Genomic DNA, 18,343 nt, shown 5'->3' on the forward strand with positions numbered 1-18,343 from the left:
GCCATGGGACGTATCGGTAAAATCGTTCGCCGCACATTCCTGATCGGATCTGCCGCCATCGTAGGTGGAGTGGCCTTCGGCGCCTACTACGTCACGCGTCCAGCTGCGAACCCGCTGAAACCGCGTGACGGGGAAACCGCGCTTAGCCCCTTTGTTCTGATCGACCAGCGGGGCGTGACCCTGTTCGCCCCCCGCGCTGAAATGGGTCAGGGCGTTATGACCACCTGGGCAGCACTGATCGCCGAGGAGCTGGATGTTGAGCTGGACGAAATCCGTGTGCTGCACGGACCTGCTGCTGCCGCCTATTACAACCATGCTCTTATGGGGGAAAGCCTGCCAGGCAAGGGCTATGACATCTCGGATTTCCAGCACAATCTGGGTGAGGCACTGGGTGTTCTGGGCAAAACGTTAAGCCTGCAGGTTACCGGCGGCTCAACCTCGATGAAAGACGGGTTCGAACGGATGCGGATGGCCGGCGCTACTGCGCGAGAAACCTTGAAGCAGGCTGCCGCGGACCAACTGGGGGTCGATCGCGATCAACTCATGACCGAAAATGGTGCTGTGGTTGCCCCGGATGGCACGCGCATTCCCTATAGCGAACTGGCCGAGGCCGCAGGCCAGATCGAACCGCCCGAGGTTTCCCTGCGTGATCCGTCCGAATGGCGTTTGATCGGCAAATCCCTGCCCCGCGTCGACATTCCGGGCAAATCCACCGGCACCGCCACCTTTGGCATCGATGTAAGGCCAGAGGGCCTGAAATTCGCCTCGGTCCGCATGAACCCCAAGCTGGGCGGGGCAATGAACGGCTTTGACGCCAGTGCTGCAGAAGCCATGCCCGGCGTTGAAAAGATCGTCGATCTGGGCACGGGCGTCGCGGTGATTGCCAACAACACTTGGCTTGCCATGCAGGCGGTCGAGGCGATTGACGTGGATTGGGGCGATGCCCCCTATCCGCCCGATACTGATGCGGTATTCGCGCAAATTGCCAAGGCGTTTGATGACGCCCCGAACTCGACCATGCGCGATGAAGGCGATGTCGAAACGCTTCCTGAAGGTGCCACCGAGATTACGGCAGAATATACCGTGCCCTATCTGGCCCACGCCACAATGGAACCGATGAACGCCACGGCGCTCTATACCAGTAACAAGCTGGACCTGTGGTGCGGCAATCAGGCCCCGACCCTGATCCAGATCCGCGCAGCCAACACCGCCGGTCTAGATACCGAAGCGGTTGAGATTCACACCACCTATCTGGGCGGCGGTTTCGGACGCCGGGGCGAGTTGGATTTCGGCGAGATCGCCACAAAGGTCGCCATGGCCATTCCAGGCACCCCTGTGCAAACGACGTGGAGCCGCGAAGAGGATATGCGTCACGATTTCTACCGCCCCGGCGCGATGGCGCGCATGCGGGGGGCAGTGAAGGATGGCAAGGCCGTTCTGATCGACGGTAAGGTTGCTTCGCAATCCCCGACCCACCAAGCGGTCGAACGTGTGACGGGTTTCTCTGGCGGCGGCCCCGACAAGGTTCTGGTCGAAGGCTTTTTCAACCAGCCCTACGCGGTGCCGAACTACAGAATGAGTGGTCACGTTGCCGATTTGGCTGTACCGGTTGGTTTCTGGCGCTCGGTCGGCAACAGCCACAATGCCTTCTTCCACGAGACCTTCCTGGATGAAATGGCCCATGCCGCCGGGCGCGACCCGCTGGAGTTCCGGCTGGAGTTGGCAAGGTCCGAGTTCGCCCCGGCTGCGGGGTGCCTGGAGGCCGTGAAAGAGATGTCAGGCTGGACCGGCAAAACCCCCGATGGTGTCGGACGTGGTGTGGCAATGGCCTACAGCTTTGGCACCCCTGTCGCACAGGTCATCGAAGTGGTGGACGAAGACGGCACCATCCGCATCAACAAGGCCTGGATCGCCTGCGATGTCGGCTTGGCTTTGGATCCGGCGACGGTCGAGGCGCAGATGATCGGCGGCATGATCTACGGATTGTCTGCCGCCGTTCAAGAAGAGATCACCTTTGCCGATGGTGAGGTCGAACAGTATAATTTCCCGGATTATGATGCGTTAAGGATGCAAAGCACACCGATCACGGAAGTCCGGATACTCGAGACCAACAAACATCTGGGCGGTGTCGGTGAACCGGGGACACCGCCGTCGATGCCCGCTTTGGGCAACGCGCTGTTCGACCTGACCGGCCAACGCGCGCGCAGCTTGCCGCTGAACAAGCAGTTCGACTTGCTCGTATGATCAATTTGCGCCGACCCGGCTATGGGTCGGCGCTCGCTCTTTCTGATGGCCTTAGAAGTTGACAGAAAGAAAGATTGCAGCTTCCGTCGCTTCAAAATCACTTTCGAACATGTCGAGATATCCGATTGAAGCCTCCAGAAACACCGTCTTGCTTGTGCGTCCTCTCACACCCAAACGGGTTGACCAAACAACATCATTGTCAGTGTTTGCAACTGTTCCACCCCCTAAGTTCTCGCGTTCAAACCAATAGGTCGCGCTGAGCGATGCATAAGGTGAAATGACAGAGCTGCCATTGAAGAACGGACGACTTACTTCGACCTCCGGCGTTAGGGCACTGTATTTTGCTTCTTGGATTTCACCAATAAACTCGGCTGGATTTCCCATATACGTCCCGGTGAGATCGTAGTCCTCGGCACTGTAATGATAGTAATCAAACGAGATCGACGGACGAATTAAGTAAGCTCCAGCCTCATATTGTCCGATTGCCTCGAGATTCGCGCGCCAACGGGTGCGATCAAAATCACCGCTCAGCTCCAGCACATCCACATCCGTGGAGAAGCGACCGATCGTGGCGAGACCGTTTAGAACCCACCTCTCAGACATCCGCCAGGCGAAATAGGGTCCGATCGCGAATCCCGAAGTATCCTGAGAAAACTGCCCCTGAAAGCCGTCCAGCTGAGTGTTTTCGTATTCAAGCTGCAAACCAAGCACGAGGTTTTCTTGGACAAGACGGTCGATCCCAATTTCGAAAAAGCTGTCGTTCACATCCAGTTCGCTGTTTCCACGGGTGTCTTCAATGTCTGTGTAGGTGAAATTGGTCCATACATTCCAAACAGATCCTGGCCCAAACTCGCGCCCCTCCGTCAGCGGAGGGCCGACAACCGGATCGCACAAGGCAGGGTCAAGCTTACCCGTCGCATCCGCCACGCAGGCTTGGTCATCGCCCGAAGGTCGCCCACTTACTTAGAGCGGATTAACGGGTCGACCTGTCTCGCCTATGTTGCCAATTCCACCGCCCGACCCTCCGGAACCGCCACCAGAGCCACCACCGGATCCGCCACCAGAGCCACCACCGGATCCGCCCGAGCCGCCGCCACCGCCGAAGCCACCCCCGGAACCGCCGCCTCCAAAGCCGCCCCCGCCTCCGAATCCGCCACCTGATCCACCCGAGCCGCCGCCCCCAGAGCCACCGCCAGAGCCACCGCCGGATCCACCCGAGCCGCCTCCGTTTCCTCCCCCGCCGCCACCATTGCCACCACCCCAACCCGGCAGCGTCCAATCTCTTTTTTGGTTTTGCGTATCGATCAGACAGTCGCGCCCATTTGGTGCCCCTCCGCGTTTGAACAGACGATGAACGCCCCCTGATCCATTAGATACGAAGGGAGACAAGCTTAGATGAACTCCAGGCCGAGATCGGCTCCAGGTATCAACGGTCGTGTTGCCCTGTGCAGCTTCCAGACGAAAAGCACCGCTTTCCGTCTGCGATAACCACAATGAGGATGAAGAGTCAGGTGTTCGCCCGATGTAAAGCAAGTCTCCGGCCGAGCTGCATTGTTGCGCATGCCCAGCAGTTCCCAGGACCGCCAAAAAAAAGTGCCGCAGGAACGAATTCTCTTAAACCGTGAGGGTACTTTCCTGAAAAGCTGTGCATGAACTGCTCCGAACCCAGTCAGATTTGAATATTGCCAAAGGTATCTCGGCGCAAATTCGCGGTTCAGGGAAGATATCCAATTATCTTTTTATTCGAATGTTGCCGGCAAACCTTAGAACGATCCATCGACAGATTAGCGTGACTAAGCAGACTGCCGGATCGCCCCGACCGTTTTCGCGTTTTTCCAATCGTATACGGCGCGACCAAATTCCTTGAACAATGGCCGCGAGACCGGGTCATTCGCCGCGTCCCATTCAGGGTGCCATTGGACTGAAAGGGTAAAGCCGGGGGCATCCTCGACATAGATCGCCTCGGGCGTGCCATCAGGCGCGTGGCCATCGATCACCACATTCTCGCCCAGCGTCTTGATCCCTTGTCCGTGTAACGTATTGGTCATCACTTCGGCCGCGCCCAGCAGGCGGTGGAACACACCACCTTCGGTTAGCGACACGACATGACGCAGAGCAAACTTCTCCTCCAAAGTGCCGTCGGGTGGCATCCGGTGGTTCTGACGCCCCGGGAGGTCACGAATCTCAGGGTAGAGCGTACCACCCAAGGCGACGTTTACTTCTTGAAACCCGCGACAAATCCCAAAGAACGGCTGGCCCCGCTCAGCACAGGCCCGGATCAGAGGCAGCGTGATCGCATCCCGCGCGCGGTCAAACTCACCATGCGCCTCGGTTGCGGGCTCGCCATATTCTTCGGGGTGAACGTTCGGACGGCCGCCTGTCAACAGGAAGCCGTCGCAAACCTCGAGCAACTCATCAACCGCAACATAACGCGGGTCGGCGGGGATCAGTAGCGGCAGACAGTCAGACACGTTCGAGACCGCCTCGGAATTCATCGTTCCGCCCGCATGGGTCGGATACTGATCATTCATCAGATAAGAGTTGCCGATTATTCCAACGACGGGGCGCGCCATTCCAAGTCCCTTGTATCGCTCATTTCCTGCAAAACCTATCGGCAGGTTTGGCCGCGCGCAACGGCACAGACCCTGCATGGTAGCGCAAGCGCGTGTTCAGCGACGCACATCCCCGATGAAGTTCGGCGTAGGGGTCAGATCTCGCCCGTCAACCCAGCGGCTTCGATACCTGCCAACGCGGCCGCTGCGTCATTATCCGAAGTGTCGCCGGTTACACCCACGGCACCGATCACCGCGCCCTTGCGGTCACGCAGCAGCACACCGCCAGGAACCGGAACAACCTGACCGCCATAAACCCCGTTCACGGCCGCCATGAAATAGGCCTGCCCTTCGGCCCGCTGCATCTGCGCGGTCCCCGCCATACCCAGCATTACCGATCCGTAGGCCTTACCATGTGCGATAGCAAAACGCCCCGGCGCAGCACCGTCTTCGCGTTCGAACGCGATCACGTGACCGCCGGCGTCCAGGACAACAACCGAGAGCGGTTTCAGCTCCATCTCGCGCCCTTTTTCCAGAGCTTTCCGAATGATGGTCCGCGCTTTGCGCAATGAAATGTTCATGCCCGATCCTTTTCATCTGGCCAAAAATACCTTCGGGGGAGCACGAGGGGGCAGACAGCCCCCTCGTACCTGCCGTTGCCCCTAGCTCAAACTTGCCTTCAGTTCCAGGCGACGGGCGTGCAGCACAGGCTCGGTATAACCCGAGGGCTGCACCCGCCCCCGGAACACCAGATCACAAGCCGCCTGAAACGCCACCCCGTCAAAACCCGGTGCCATGGGCCTGTAGGCCGGGTCTCCTTCGTTCTGACGGTCCACTACCGCGGCCATTTTCTGCATCGCCGCCATCACCTGTTCCTGACTGACCACATCGTGATGCAACCAGTTGGCCAGCGCCTGCGAAGAAATCCGACAGGTCGCGCGGTCCTCCATCAGTCCTATGTCGTTGATATCCGGAACTTTCGAGCAGCCAACACCCTGATCAATCCAGCGCACAACATAACCCAAGATTCCTTGTGCGTTGTTTTCGATCTCACGGGTGATCTCACCAGCGCTGAGATTACGACCGCCCAGCAGAGGTATGGTCAGCAGATCATTCAACGTACCACGAGCCCCATCAGCAGCCAATTCATCCTGGCGCGCCAACACATCGATCTTGTGATAGTGGGTTGCATGAAGCGTTGCCGCAGTAGGTGACGGCACCCAGGCGCAGGTTGCACCGGATTGCGGGTGGCCGATCTTGGTCGCCAGCATGTCCGCCATCCGATCGGGCATGGCCCACATACCCTTGCCAATTTGCGCTCTGCCTTTCAGGCCGCAGACCAGTCCGATATCCACATTGCGATCCTCGTAAGACGCAATCCATGGCGTATCCTTGATATCGCCCTTCGGCAGCATCGGGCCTGCTTCCATAGAAGTATGAATCTCATCCCCCGTCCGATCCAGGAATCCGGTATTGATAAAGGCCACGCGCGATTTTGCGGCCCGGATGCATTCCTTGAGGTTGGCCGATGTGCGCCGCTCTTCATCCATAATGCCCAGCTTCACCGTATTGCGCGGCAGGCCCAGGATGTCCTCGACCATGTCGAAAATCTCGACCGAAAACGCCACCTCCTCGGGCCCGTGCATCTTGGGTTTGACCACATAGACCGACCCCTTGACCGAGTTCCCGCCCTCGCGCTTCAGGTCATGCATGGCGATCAGCGTTGTGCAGAGCGCGTCCATCAAACCTTCACCAATCTCGCGCCCTTCGGCATCCAGCACTGCGGGGTTCGTCATTAGATGGCCCACATTTCGCACCAGCATCAGCGACCGACCTTTCAGAGTGGCTGGCGTGCCATTCGGAGCCATGTAGGCCAAATCCCCAGCAAGCTTGCGCGTGAAGGTTGTGCCGCCTTTCGTAACCTCTTCGGTCAGGTTGCCGGCCATCAAGCCAAGCCAGTTTCCATAGGCCAACACCTTGTCGGTCGCGTCGACACAAGCAACAGAATCCTCGCAATCCATGATGGTCGAAAGCGCGGATTCCAAACGGACATCAGAAATACCTGCAGGATCGGTGGCGCCAATTGTGCTATGCGCATCAATCTTGACTTGAATGTGCAACCCGTTGTTGCGCAGCAGTACAAACTCCGGTGCTTCAGCTGCGCCAGCGTAGCCTGCGAACTGAGACGGGTCGGCGAGCTTCGGCATCAGCGCACCGTCCTTAACGCTTAACCCGGAGACCTCCGCCCAGGACCCTTCGGATAGCGGCACAGCCTCATCCAGGAACGCCTTGGCCCAGGCGATGACCCGCGCACCGCGCCCGGCGTCATAAGCCTTGCCTGTCGGCAGATCGCCTAACGCATCTGTTCCATAAAGCGCATCATATAAACTGCCCCAGCGCGCATTTGCGGCATTCAACGCAAAGCGCGCGTTGGTGATCGGCACTACCAATTGCGGTCCGGGGATTAGCGCGATTTCAGGGTCGACATTGGCTGTCTCGATCTCGAAATCGTCGCCTTCCTCTACCAGATACCCAATCTCACGCAGAAAAGACTGATATTCAGCCGCGTCAATGGGCAACCCCCGCCGCGCCGCGTGCCAGCCATCGATCCGGCCCTGAATGTCAGCCCGCTTGTCCAGCAGCGCCCGGTTTTTCGGCCCAAGCTCATTGGCCAAGCGCGCCAGACCCGCCCAGAAATCAATTGCCGAAACTTCCGTGCCCGGCAGCGCCTTCTGTTCGATGAAATCCACCAGAACCGGGTCAATCTGCAGCCCGTTGCGGGTCTCTCTGCTGCTCATATTCCGAATCCCCTACGATTGTGTGCCATTGTATGCGCTCCTCAATTAGGGCGTTCGTTTCCGATAGGCAACTTCTGTCCCGACATGAGGGGCATTTGACCCAGCGCGAACCGTCTCAAATGAACAGCGGCAATGGCACATCGGTTGCAGCGTCCGCGCGAAGCCCATAACGTCGCGCCAGATTCCCAGTCGATGAGGCCCCCGATGCGCGACGCCGCCCCCACAACGATTTATCTGAAAGACTACACTCCGTTCGGGTTTCTAGTGGACAGTGTGCATCTGACCTTCGATCTGGCCGCACACGCCACTCGCGTCACTTCCCGCATCGCCTTCCGCCCGAACCCCGAAGCGACCGACCGCACGTTTTTTCTGCATGGCGAAGAGCTAAAGCTGATACGTGCTGCAATTGATGGCGACGTGATCACGCCTGAGGTGACCACCGAAGGCCTCACCGCACCGGTTCCAGACGCGCCTTTCGTGTGGGAGGCCGTGGTCGAGATCGATCCCGGCAATAACACCGCGCTTGAGGGGCTGTATATGTCGAACGGCATGTATTGCACCCAATGCGAGGCCGAAGGGTTTCGCAAGATCACCTATTACCCCGACCGCCCGGATGTGATGTCTACCTTTACGGTGCGCATCAATGGCGACCTTCCCGTGCTGCTATCGAACGGCAACCCTTCGGGCAAAGGCGAGGGCTGGGCTGAATGGGTCGATCCATGGCCAAAACCCGCCTATCTGTTCGCGCTGGTCGCCGGAGAGCTGATCGCCCATCCCGGCCAGTTCACCACCAAATCCGGTCGCGACGTCGAACTAAATCTCTGGGTCCGCCCCGGCGATGAAGGCAAATGCGCCTTTGGCATGGAAGCCCTTAAAAAGTCGATGAAATGGGATGAGGACGTCTATGGCCGCGAATACGATCTGGACGTGTTCAACATCGTGGCCGTGGACGATTTCAACATGGGCGCTATGGAGAACAAGGGGCTGAACATCTTCAACTCCTCCGCCGTTCTAGCCAGCCCTGAAACCTCGACCGATATGAATTTCGAACGGATCGAGGCGATCATCGCACATGAGTATTTCCACAACTGGACCGGCAACCGCATCACTTGCCGTGACTGGTTCCAGCTGTGCCTGAAAGAGGGCCTGACTGTGTTCCGCGACGCGCAGTTCACTTCGGATATGCGCTCGGCTCCTGTGAAACGTATCCATGATGCCATCGACCTGCGCGCGCGGCAATTCCCCGAAGATAACGGGCCACTTTCACACCCGGTCCGGCCCGAGAGTTTTCAGGAAATCAACAACTTCTACACCTCAACCGTCTATGAAAAAGGCGCCGAGGTGATCGGGATGCTGAAACGGCTGGTCGGGGATGAGGCCTACAGCAAAGCACTGGACCTGTACTTCGATCGCCACGACGGGCAGGCCTGCACGATCGAAGATTGGCTGAAAGTATTCGAAGACACTACGGGCCGCGACCTGACCCAGTTCAAACGTTGGTACAGCCAATCCGGTACCCCCCGTGTCTCAGTTGCCGACGATTGGACCGATGGCACCTATACCCTGACGCTGCGCCAACGGACCGAGCCGACGCCGGGGCAAGAAGACAAGCAACCTCAGGTCATCCCTATCGCTGTGGGTCTGCTTGGCCCGAACGGGGACGAGATACGTACGACCGAAGTGCTGGAACTGACCGAAGCCGAGCAGAGTTTTACCTTTACCGGTCTCGCGGCCAAACCTGTGCCCTCGATCCTGCGTGATTTCTCGGCCCCTGTGATCCTTGAACATGAGATCAGCAATGCCGAACGCGCCTTCCTTCTGGCTCATGACACCGACCCGTTCAACCGCTGGCAGGCAGGGCGGTCGCTAGCCGAGGACACCCTGCTGCGCATGATCACCGATGAGGCAACGCCTGATACCGACTACCTTGACGGCTTGCTGGCAGTGCTACGGAATGAGGCGCTGGACCCGGCCTACCGGGCACTGATGCTGGGTCTGCCGACGCAATCGGAACTGGCCGCAACACTATTTGACAAGGGCATCACCCCCGACCCGATGGCGATCTGGCGAGCGGTGGAGACTTTGCGTCAAGCCACGGCGCAACACGTTCAAGACCTGCTCCCCCGTCTGAACAGTGAAACGCTGGTGGACGCGCCTTATCAGCCGGACGCTGAACAATCAGGCAAACGCGCCTTGGGCAGCGCGGCGCTTGCGCTGACCTCGAGACTGGATGGAGGTGCCAAGGCCGCAGAGCAATATGCACGTGCTGACAACATGACCCTACAGTTGGCCGCGTTGTCTTGTCTGCTACGCGCGGGCAAAGGCGAACGTGGGCTGGCCGCCTTCTATGATCAATGGCAGCATGACCGGCTGGTCATGGACAAGTGGTTCGCCATGCAGGTCTTGATGACCGGACCGGAAAAATCGGTTGAGACAGCGCGCAGGTTGACCGAGCATGCTGATTTTAATTGGAAGAACCCAAATCGTTTCCGCGCCTTAATGGGATCCCTGGCAGGCAACCACGCAGGCTTCCACCAAGCGAACGGAGCAGGTTACGCGCTGCTGGCAGACTGGTTGATCCGACTTGATCCCGTAAACCCGCAGACCACCGCCAGGATGTGCAGCGTGTTCCAAACTTGGAAACGCTATGACGCCGACCGTCAGGCCTTAATACTTGCACAACTGAATCGCATTGCCGACACGCCGAACCTGTCCCGGGACACGACCGAAATGGTCACGCGCATCTTGGGCGCATGACCGCGTTTACGTTCACTCGACAGAACCGAAATCAGCGAACGGTTCTGATCCTGATCGGCGTTTACGCGATGTTGATCGCTTTGATGATCCTGCTGAACGCGGTCTGGTGGCTGATGGCGCTTCTGGCCCTGACTACCCTGCCCGCGCTGTGGGATGTCATCAAGGACACCAGCGCAGGTATGGAGCTGACCGATGAAACCCTGCGTTGGCACACCGGCCAACGTCAGGGACAACTCAAGCTGTCCGAGGTGGATCGATTCCGGTTTGACACGCGGTGGGATTTCTCGGTGCGCGTCTCAGCGGTTCTGAAATCCGACAAACGCGTGCGTTTACCCGATGAATCACTGCCACCACACAAGCAATTCGAAATGGTCCTGAATCAGGCGGGATTCGCGGTCGAACGACATCATTTTAGAGTTTTCTGAAACGATTCATGGAGTCTGGGCCACATTGGCACCTGAATCACGGGTTCTCCGCGACGCAGTCTTGATTTGAGCAGTTTTTTTGGCAAACTGGACGGGTTACAAGTTTGTTCCAGTTCGAGTTTTGCCATGTTTTGGTCTTTGAAGGCTTTTGCCGCCCGTATTGTCGGTTCTTCTGATCCCACCCCTACACCTCTGCCTGCGTCCGTCGCCGATGCTACTGCATGGCTTGTTGCCTCGGGGCAGTTGAACATCCCAATCGCAGAATCAGATGAAAATGATGCGATCGGGCATCAGGTGATCGAACGTGGCCGCCATCTGGCGCGGCAGGATATGTGGGCAGAACTGTCGCTGGAGATGCGCACTGCAGATGAGGGGCGCAAGGCTACCCCTTGCGGGCAACCGATCTCCGAGCTGTTGGCATTTGGGGCCCGGTCCGATGTGGTTTTGGCGGCCGAGCACGCGCTGTCGGACGGCAAAGCACTGTCAGACTATGATCTGCTGGGCGGGATCTCGGAATTGGAAGGCGAGTTTCAGAACCATCCCGATGATCCGATGATCACGCTTGTGGTTGCCTTGGCCCATATCGATTTGGCGTGGGCCTGGCGCGGGACGGCGCACCCGGACACGCTGCCGGCGCTGCACCAATCCCGTTGTGCCGCGCATTTCGACCGGGCTGCTGCGCTGCTTCCGAAATGCCGCGCTGCGCTGCCCGACAGTCCGGCGATTGCTGCAGCGGATTGCGCTTTGCTGGCAGGACACATTGATCCGCGCACCCGCGTTGCTGATAAATACGAGGCCCTGATCACGCTGGATCCCCGGAACCATCGCCACATGCGTGCGATGGGCAGCCACCTGCTGCCGCGCTGGTTCGGCAGCTATGAACAGCTTGAGGTGCAAGCCTTGCGAAACGCCGCACGGACCCAGAAAAATTGGGGTGCGGGTGGGTATACCTGGGTGCAATTCGACGCCATCGCGCTGGATGACGAGGCCTGCGCGCGGGTAGATGTCGAGTACTTCCTTGAAGGTTTGCGCGATATCGTTGCACGTCGTCCGGATCAGCAGACAATCAACCTGCTGGCGGCCTATTGCTCGGTCACATTGCAGAACAGAATGGGCCAGAACCCGCGCGCCGATATCGCCCGCAAACAGATTTGCGAGGCCGCAAACTGGCTGATCCGCGATCACATGACCGAACTGCATCCGCTGATCTGGGCCCACGCGGCGAACGGGTTCAATAACAGCCTTCGCGTCAACTCGGCCGAGCGTTTTGCCGCCCGTGGCCGCCGCGATGCGCTGAAGGCAATCGCCAATCTGTTGCGGGATGAGTTGCGCAGTGGGCAGAGTGTGACCTTTACACCGTCGGGTCTGCAGTTCTCGGGGAACTAAAGCGCCATTGCCCCTTGCCCCTTTGGCGCGCCGGGCCTAATACGCAGGCTTAGACTTCTGCGGAAATGAGGCGCGCCATGCTCGACCTGACATACGAAATGCCTAAACCCAAAACCATAGCCGGGGCCAAGCACGATTGGGAACTGGTGATCGGGATGGAGGTGCACGCTCAGGTCTCATCCAATGCTAAGCTGTTCTCGGGTGCATCAACCCAATTCGGGGCCGAGCCGAATTCGAACGTGGCCTTCGTGGACGCCGCAATGCCGGGGATGCTGCCGGTGATCAACGAGTATTGCGTTGAACAGGCCGTGCGCACCGGGCTGGGTCTGAAAGCGGATATCAACCTGAAATCGGCCTTTGACCGCAAGAACTATTTCTATCCCGACCTGCCGCAGGGCTACCAGATTTCCCAGCTTTATCAGCCTATTGTAGGTGAAGGAGAAGTTCTGGTCGAGATGGGTGACGGCACCGCGCGCATGGTCCGCATCGAACGCATCCACATGGAGCAAGACGCGGGCAAATCGATCCACGACATGGATCCGCATATGTCCTTTGTCGACCTGAACCGGACCGGCGTCTGCCTGATGGAGATCGTTTCGCGCCCCGATATTCGCGGGCCGGAAGAGGCCGCGGCATATATCGCCAAGCTGCGTCAGATCATGCGTTACTTAGGCACCTGCGACGGCAACATGCAGAACGGCAACCTGCGGGCGGACGTAAACGTTTCGATCTGTTTGCCGGGTGCTTACGAGAAGTATCAGGAAACACAGGACTTTTCGCATCTGGGCACGCGCTGCGAGATCAAGAACATGAACTCAATGCGCTTTATCCAGCAAGCGATCGAGGTCGAAGCCCGCCGTCAGATTGCCATCGTTGAAGGCGGCGGCACGGTTGATCAGGAAACCCGTCTGTACGACCCGGACAAGGGCGAGACACGCTCGATGCGGTCCAAGGAAGAGGCGCATGATTATCGCTACTTCCCCGACCCTGACCTGCTGCCGCTGGAGATCGAACAGGCATGGGTGGATGACATCGCCGCCAATCTGCCCGAGCTGCCAGACGATAAAAAAGCTCGTTTTATCAGTGCGTTCGGCCTGACCGACTATGACGCATCGGTGCTGACCGCCGAGGTGGAATCAGCGGCTTATTTCGAAGAGGTCGCCAAGGGGCGCAGCGGCAAGCTGGCCGCGAACTGGGTCATCAACGAACTGTTTGGTCGCCTAAAAAAAGAAGACCACGACATCACCGAGTCTCCGGTGTCTCCGGCTCAGTTGGCGGGTATCATTGATCTGATCTCGTCAGATGCCATCTCGGGCAAGATCGCCAAGGATCTGTTCGAAATCGTCTATACCGAAGGCGGTGACCCGGCGCAGATCGTTGAAGACCGCGGCATGAAACAGGTGACAGATACCGGCGCGATCGAGGCCGCTTTGGACGAGATCATCTCGGCCAATCCGGCACAGGTTGAGAAGGCCAAGGTGAACCCGAAACTGGCCGGATGGTTCGTCGGTCAGGTGATGAAGGCCACCGGTGGCAAGGCCAACCCGAAGGCCGTTAACGAATTGGTCAGCAAGAAGCTGGGTTCGTAAATCTTCCGAGTTGTACAAACCCCGGACAGGGGTTTGTTCGACTTGTACATAACGAAAACTTAATTTCAGAGCGCTCAAATCGGACAAGCCATCGGCTTGACTCCCTGCCCGAATGCGCATTCTCATCTCGCCAAGTCAGAGAGGTGAGCATCTATGAAAAATCGTTTCGATCAGGAACTGGAAACCCGGCTGGTGCGCTATGCCGCCATCGACAGCCAGAGCGATGAGACCTCGCCATCGACCCCCAGCACCGAAATCCAGTTCGACATGCTGAACCTGCTGAAGCAAGAGCTTACCGAAATCGGTGCGCAGGATGTTGAGATGACTGGTGACAGCGTCGTGGTGGCAACCATCCCCGGTACGGCCGAAGGACCGACCATCGGGTTTCTGGCGCATGTAGACACCGCGCCTCAGTTCAACGCAACCGGGGTCAAGCCGCGGGTGATCAAGGGGTATAATGGCGGCGAGATTACTTTCCCTGATGATCCCGATCTGGTGCTTTCGCCCGAAGAACACCCCTATCTGGCCGAGAAGATCGGGCATGACCTGATAACCGCCTCAGGCACCACGCTACTGGGGGCTGATGACAAGGCGGGCGTTTCGATCCTGATGACGATGGCGCGACACCTGCTTGAGAACAAGGACATGCACCATGGTCCGATTCGCATCGCCTTTACCCCGGATGAAGAGATCGGGCGCGGTGTTACCGAACAGTTGCCCAAAGATCTGGGCGCCGATTTCGCCTATACGCTGGACGGACAGGAACTGGGTGAAATCGAATACGAAAGCTTCTCAGCAGACCGCGCGGTGATCAAGATCACCGGTGTTTCGATCCACCCCGGACTGGCCAAGGACAAAATGGTAAACGCGGCGCATCTGGCTGCAAAGATCGTGCAGACCCTGCCTCAGGCAACGATGACGCCCGAGGTGACGGATGGGCGCCAGGGGTTCATCCATGTCACCGATATGAACGGCGGCTCGTCCGAGATGGAGATAAAACTGATCCTGCGCGATTTCGAGATGGATGCGCTGGAAGCCCAGCGCGAGATCGTCCGACAAGTCTGCGCCGCCGTACAGGCCACCGAGCCGCGTGCGACCATCACCTGCGACATCTCCCATCAGTATCGCAACATGCGCTATTGGCTGGAAAATGACATGACGCCGGTTGATCTGGCCCGCGATGCCTGCCGTGAACAAGGGATCGAGCCGGTCTCGGTGCCGATCCGGGGTGGCACCGACGGCTCGCGCCTGACCGAATTTGGCACACCGACACCTAATATCTTCACGGGCATGCAGTGTATTCACGGACCACTAGAGTGGATTTCGGTGCAGGACATGGCGGTCGCGACAGAAACCTGCTTGTCACTCATAGGCAAAGCAGCGCGGAGCTAAGGCCACAGTGCGGGCCGAAATTCGCCAATGCGCGATCTTGGCTTTCGCCCGCCCGTCAAAATGTTAATTTGCCCCGACACGGCAATCAGGACCAGTTGATGCAGCGCTACGAATACAAAGTTGTCCCCGCTCCGCAAAAGGGCACCAAGGCGAAGGGCGTGAAAACGCCCGAGGGCCGGTTTGCCACCTCGATCGAGCAACTGCTGAACCAGATGGGACAGGATGGCTGGGAGTATCAGCGCGCCGAATTGCTGCCCAGCGAAGAACGTTCGGGGCTGACCGGGTCAACCACCAACTGGCGCAACGTGTTGGTTTTCCGCCGGGCTCTGGCGTTGGAAAAACCTGAGCAGTCCGAACCCGTCGAAGAGGACACCGCCCCAACCGCGCGCGCAGTCCCGGGACCCGAAGAGGTTCTGGCCAAAACTCCTGCCGCCCCTGCCCCAATCTCGGAAGAGCCCGAAGACCCGCCCTTGTCTTTGAAACCTTCGGACGAAGTGGCGGATGACGAAGTGCGCCCCGAGCAAGCACGCCCAGCCGAGCCGTGATTGGATAACAATCAATCGAATGATACCGCGTGAAGGGGCAAGGCCCTTATTCCCTGCCCCATAACGGTTATGCTTTGTCAGTTCCGACCCGCGAACCCCATCGGCGAGAAACGACGCAGTAATGGGATTGCTGCTGAGCCAGTTGGCCTTGAATTTGGCACATCCAGGAAGCTAGGCGCGCAACCGCCAGACAGGGCAACTAAATGACCTGCGAAACCAATATTTGCGGAGCCAAAAACGAGCTTGGGGTAAGAGGGTTTATTGCAAGGTTGTCAATTGCAAGCTGATTGCCCTGCATACATCCCAGCGCCTGCACCTGCTGCAGTCGCGAGTGTCTTGCCTGTACCGCCACCGAACCGATTTCCAACCACTCCCCCAAGGGCAGCGCCACCAAGGATTCCCGCAGCGCAGCGGGCGTCTTGCTGTACCTGCGCCTGAGTTGGCGTCGTCGGAGCCCCGCAAGCAGCCAAGAGCAGTGAGGTCGCAAGCGCACAGGTTGTCAGTGCTTTGTTCATCTCGATTGCCTCTCAAATACCAAATAGTTATCTGAGTAAGTGGCTCTGGCGCGTCTAGCGTACAAGAGATCAGCGTCTGTTTGATTCGAGATTAATCAAAACTTAATAAAGAAGACTAAGGGTCGAGCGCTTAATACGATATTTGCTGGTTTCCGATGGTTGCGGGTGCCGGGTTCCTGGTAAACCCCGACATTGGACGGCCGCGTTTTTATTGTAGAAAACGGGCGATGAGCGCGGAGCATCACAGTAAGATTTGACGCACAATAAAGCGCGACTACTGAATCTTCTGTTCCCCTATATTTGCCCCCAAGACCACATAGGTCGCGAGCCAGATCGAGCAAATATACATAGATATCTGAAGAGATGGTGCCCCCACACGGACTCGAACCGCGGACCTACTGATTACAAATCAGTTGCTCTACCAGCTGAGCTATAGGGGCACTGGGTGTCGATTAATATCTCGGAACAGGGACTGCAAGCCCGAAATTTCGGGTCATCTTAACTTTGTGCTGGTTTGCCTTAGGATAACAGTAATAACAGGCCTCATCCGAATTTGACTGCACCGGGGACAGGTTGTAACCCAAGCGGCGATCCCGACCGAGGTGAGGACAATTCCGATATGCAGATGGTCATCCAAGCCGGAGCGCACTTTACCGACCATGATCACCTGCTCAATCTACTGCAGGTGAATGCGGATCTGGTTGCGGGAAATCATACTGCCTTCTGGGGGCTTCGTCCGTTCAGAAAGATCTTTCGACCTGCGCTGAAACCCTCTGCCGACCGGCCATCACATCAGGATACACTGGCGCGATTTCATAAACTGTTCCCCAACGGGCAGCAGGTTGACCGGGCGATCTTGTCGAGCGCGCTTTACCTGGGGGAACGACCTTCCATCATCATGGATGGGCAATTTTACGCGAATGCCGGTCAAAGGTTGGCCTATCTGGATAATCTGTTCAGCGATTCGACGGTTGAGCTATTCGTGGGGCTACGTAATCCCGGCAGCTTTATTCCCAAGGTGCTGATGCTGCTGTCGGCGCCTGAGCGCGAGCATATCATTGCCACCACCGATCTGAGTTGCCTGAGTTGGCTCGCCATGATCGAAGACATTCGCGACCTAGCGCCAGATGTCAAAATCACATTGTGGAGCAATGAGGATTCGCCGCTGATCTGCGGCGACATCGCGCGCGCGCTAGTGGGGCTACCCGAGGACACGCCGCTGGAACAGGAATACGCGCTGCTGTCCTCACTTGTCTCAGACATGGGTAAACAGGAGATTCAGAGCTTGTTAGAGCATCAAGCGGCCCCCAATGATCCCGTGCTCAGGGGCAGGCTGGCGCAGGTGTTTCAGCAGCATGCACTGACGGATGAAATCGAAGAAGAGGTGGAGCTGCCTGGCTGGAACGAAGATATCGTTACCGCCTTTACCGAGCTTTATGAGCAGGATCTGGCACGGCTGCAGACCATGCCAGATATCCGTTTCTTGAATCCGTGAGCGGCCGACGCTACATGCCCAGCGCTTCCTTGTACATTTCCAGTACCGCCTCTTCCTCGGCGATGTCGTCCTTGTCGCGCTTGCGAAGAGCGACGACCTTGCGCATGACCTTGGTGTCGTAGCCGCGGGCCTTGGCCTCGGCCATGACCTCTTTCTGCTGGTCAGCGATGTCTTTCTTTTCGGCCTCAAGACGCTCGAACCGTTCGACGAACTGGCGCAGCTCGCCTGCGGTCACTCGGTAGTTGGCTGCGGCCTGATCTTCGGTGATGTCTTCCATCTGCGTCTCTCCCAAGGGCTGAAAATAAGGTGCCGGATACATCGGCACCGACCCGACCGCAAGCGTGCATTCTGCACGGCGGGCTTGTCTGACCTGCGCCGATCCGATAAGCGCGGTCACGGATTCAAAGGGTGAGCGTAAACAACCATGTTCGACATTATCGTCTGGGGCGGGGCCGCCCTGTCTGTGGCCGGGCTGGTCGGTCTGGTCTGGTGCATCCTGCAAGTGATGAAAGCGCGCAAAGCCAACCTGACGGATGACGAGTTGCGCGCTGCAGTTCAGGGGGTTCTGCCTTGGAATCTGGCGTCGCTTTTCCTGTCGGTACTTGGGCTGATGATGGTTATCCTGGGCATTTCGCTGGGATAACC

At 58.1% G+C, this 18,343-nt stretch carries 16 protein-coding genes and 1 tRNA gene; 9 read left to right on the forward strand and 8 right to left on the reverse strand.

From position 1 onward, the window contains the following. The first annotated feature begins 3 nt into the window (after nt 1–3). Nucleotides 4–2,244 (forward strand): xanthine dehydrogenase family protein molybdopterin-binding subunit, encoded by a 2,241-nt coding sequence (locus ACR0JG_RS14980; protein ID WP_480570763.1) that lies wholly within the window; start codon nt 4–6, stop codon nt 2,242–2,244. Between the two features lie 51 nt (nt 2,245–2,295). On the opposite strand, the gene ACR0JG_RS14985 is transcribed toward ACR0JG_RS14980, so the two are convergent. From ACR0JG_RS14985 to ACR0JG_RS15005, 5 genes are all read right to left on the reverse strand, one after another. Next, the gene (locus ACR0JG_RS14985; protein ID WP_480570766.1) at nt 2,296–3,171 is read right to left on the reverse strand and encodes an autotransporter outer membrane beta-barrel domain-containing protein; all 876 of its coding nucleotides are present in this window, start codon (nt 3,169–3,171) and stop codon (nt 2,296–2,298) included. A gap of 36 nt (nt 3,172–3,207) precedes the next feature. Further along, complete coding sequence (locus ACR0JG_RS14990) at nt 3,208–3,633, reverse strand: hypothetical protein (RefSeq protein WP_480570769.1); 426 nt, start codon at nt 3,631–3,633, stop codon at nt 3,208–3,210. Between the two features lie 404 nt (nt 3,634–4,037). After that, a complete protein-coding gene (locus ACR0JG_RS14995; RefSeq protein WP_170397133.1) occupies nt 4,038–4,817 on the reverse strand; it encodes a gamma-glutamyl-gamma-aminobutyrate hydrolase family protein in 780 nt (259 codons plus the stop codon). 134 nt (nt 4,818–4,951) lie between these two features. After that, nucleotides 4,952–5,377, reverse strand: coding sequence for a heme-binding protein (locus tag ACR0JG_RS15000; RefSeq protein ID WP_170424166.1), 426 nt, complete (start codon nt 5,375–5,377; stop codon nt 4,952–4,954). An 81-nt stretch (nt 5,378–5,458) separates the two neighbouring features. Further along, nucleotides 5,459–7,594: a malate synthase G gene (locus ACR0JG_RS15005; protein WP_480570771.1), complete on the reverse strand. Its 2,136-nt coding sequence runs from the start codon at nt 7,592–7,594 to the stop codon at nt 5,459–5,461. Nucleotides 7,595–7,798: 204 nt separating this feature from the next. On the opposite strand from ACR0JG_RS15005, the gene pepN reads away from it, so the two are divergent. The 6 genes from pepN to ACR0JG_RS15035 all read left to right on the forward strand — a co-directional run bounded on the left by pepN (nt 7,799) and on the right by ACR0JG_RS15035 (nt 15,688). Next, nucleotides 7,799–10,351 (forward strand): aminopeptidase N, encoded by a 2,553-nt coding sequence (gene pepN, locus ACR0JG_RS15010; RefSeq protein WP_480570774.1) that lies wholly within the window; start codon nt 7,799–7,801, stop codon nt 10,349–10,351. Further along, entirely contained in the window at nt 10,348–10,776 is a 429-nt protein-coding gene (locus ACR0JG_RS15015) for a hypothetical protein (RefSeq protein WP_170397141.1), read from the forward strand. Before pepN ends, ACR0JG_RS15015 begins: the two co-directional genes overlap by 4 nt. Nucleotides 10,777–10,902: 126 nt before the next feature. Then, complete coding sequence (locus ACR0JG_RS15020) at nt 10,903–12,162, forward strand: hypothetical protein (RefSeq protein WP_480570777.1); 1,260 nt, start codon at nt 10,903–10,905, stop codon at nt 12,160–12,162. A gap of 77 nt (nt 12,163–12,239) precedes the next feature. Next, on the forward strand, nt 12,240–13,751 hold the full coding sequence (gene gatB / locus ACR0JG_RS15025; RefSeq protein ID WP_170511261.1) for an Asp-tRNA(Asn)/Glu-tRNA(Gln) amidotransferase subunit GatB: 1,512 nt from the start codon (nt 12,240–12,242) through the stop codon (nt 13,749–13,751). A 153-nt stretch (nt 13,752–13,904) separates the two neighbouring features. After that, on the forward strand, nt 13,905–15,143 hold the full coding sequence (gene pepT / locus ACR0JG_RS15030; RefSeq protein ID WP_480570780.1) for a peptidase T: 1,239 nt from the start codon (nt 13,905–13,907) through the stop codon (nt 15,141–15,143). Nucleotides 15,144–15,241: 98 nt separating this feature from the next. Beyond that, nucleotides 15,242–15,688 (forward strand): DUF4177 domain-containing protein, encoded by a 447-nt coding sequence (locus ACR0JG_RS15035; protein ID WP_170424178.1) that lies wholly within the window; start codon nt 15,242–15,244, stop codon nt 15,686–15,688. A 272-nt stretch (nt 15,689–15,960) separates the two neighbouring features. On the opposite strand, the gene ACR0JG_RS15040 is transcribed toward ACR0JG_RS15035, so the two are convergent. Further along, on the reverse strand, nt 15,961–16,203 hold the full coding sequence (locus ACR0JG_RS15040) for a glycine zipper 2TM domain-containing protein (protein WP_170397150.1): 243 nt from the start codon (nt 16,201–16,203) through the stop codon (nt 15,961–15,963). Between the two features lie 364 nt (nt 16,204–16,567). Then, nucleotides 16,568–16,643 (reverse strand) — tRNA-Thr (locus tag ACR0JG_RS15045). Between the two features lie 179 nt (nt 16,644–16,822). Between ACR0JG_RS15045 and ACR0JG_RS15050 the strand changes: the two genes are divergently transcribed. After that, on the forward strand, nt 16,823–17,698 hold the full coding sequence (locus tag ACR0JG_RS15050) for a hypothetical protein (protein ID WP_170733218.1): 876 nt from the start codon (nt 16,823–16,825) through the stop codon (nt 17,696–17,698). Nucleotides 17,699–17,708: 10 nt separating this feature from the next. Here the strand turns inward: ACR0JG_RS15050 and ACR0JG_RS15055 are convergent, their stop codons facing one another. Then, nucleotides 17,709–17,975, reverse strand: coding sequence for a DUF2312 domain-containing protein (locus ACR0JG_RS15055; RefSeq protein ID WP_170397751.1), 267 nt, complete (start codon nt 17,973–17,975; stop codon nt 17,709–17,711). A gap of 147 nt (nt 17,976–18,122) precedes the next feature. Between ACR0JG_RS15055 and ACR0JG_RS15060 the strand changes: the two genes are divergently transcribed. After that, nucleotides 18,123–18,341, forward strand: coding sequence for a hypothetical protein (locus tag ACR0JG_RS15060; protein ID WP_170397154.1), 219 nt, complete (start codon nt 18,123–18,125; stop codon nt 18,339–18,341). Nucleotides 18,342–18,343 lie beyond the last annotated feature (2 nt).

The organism is Ruegeria sp. AD5 (assembly GCF_056542345.1).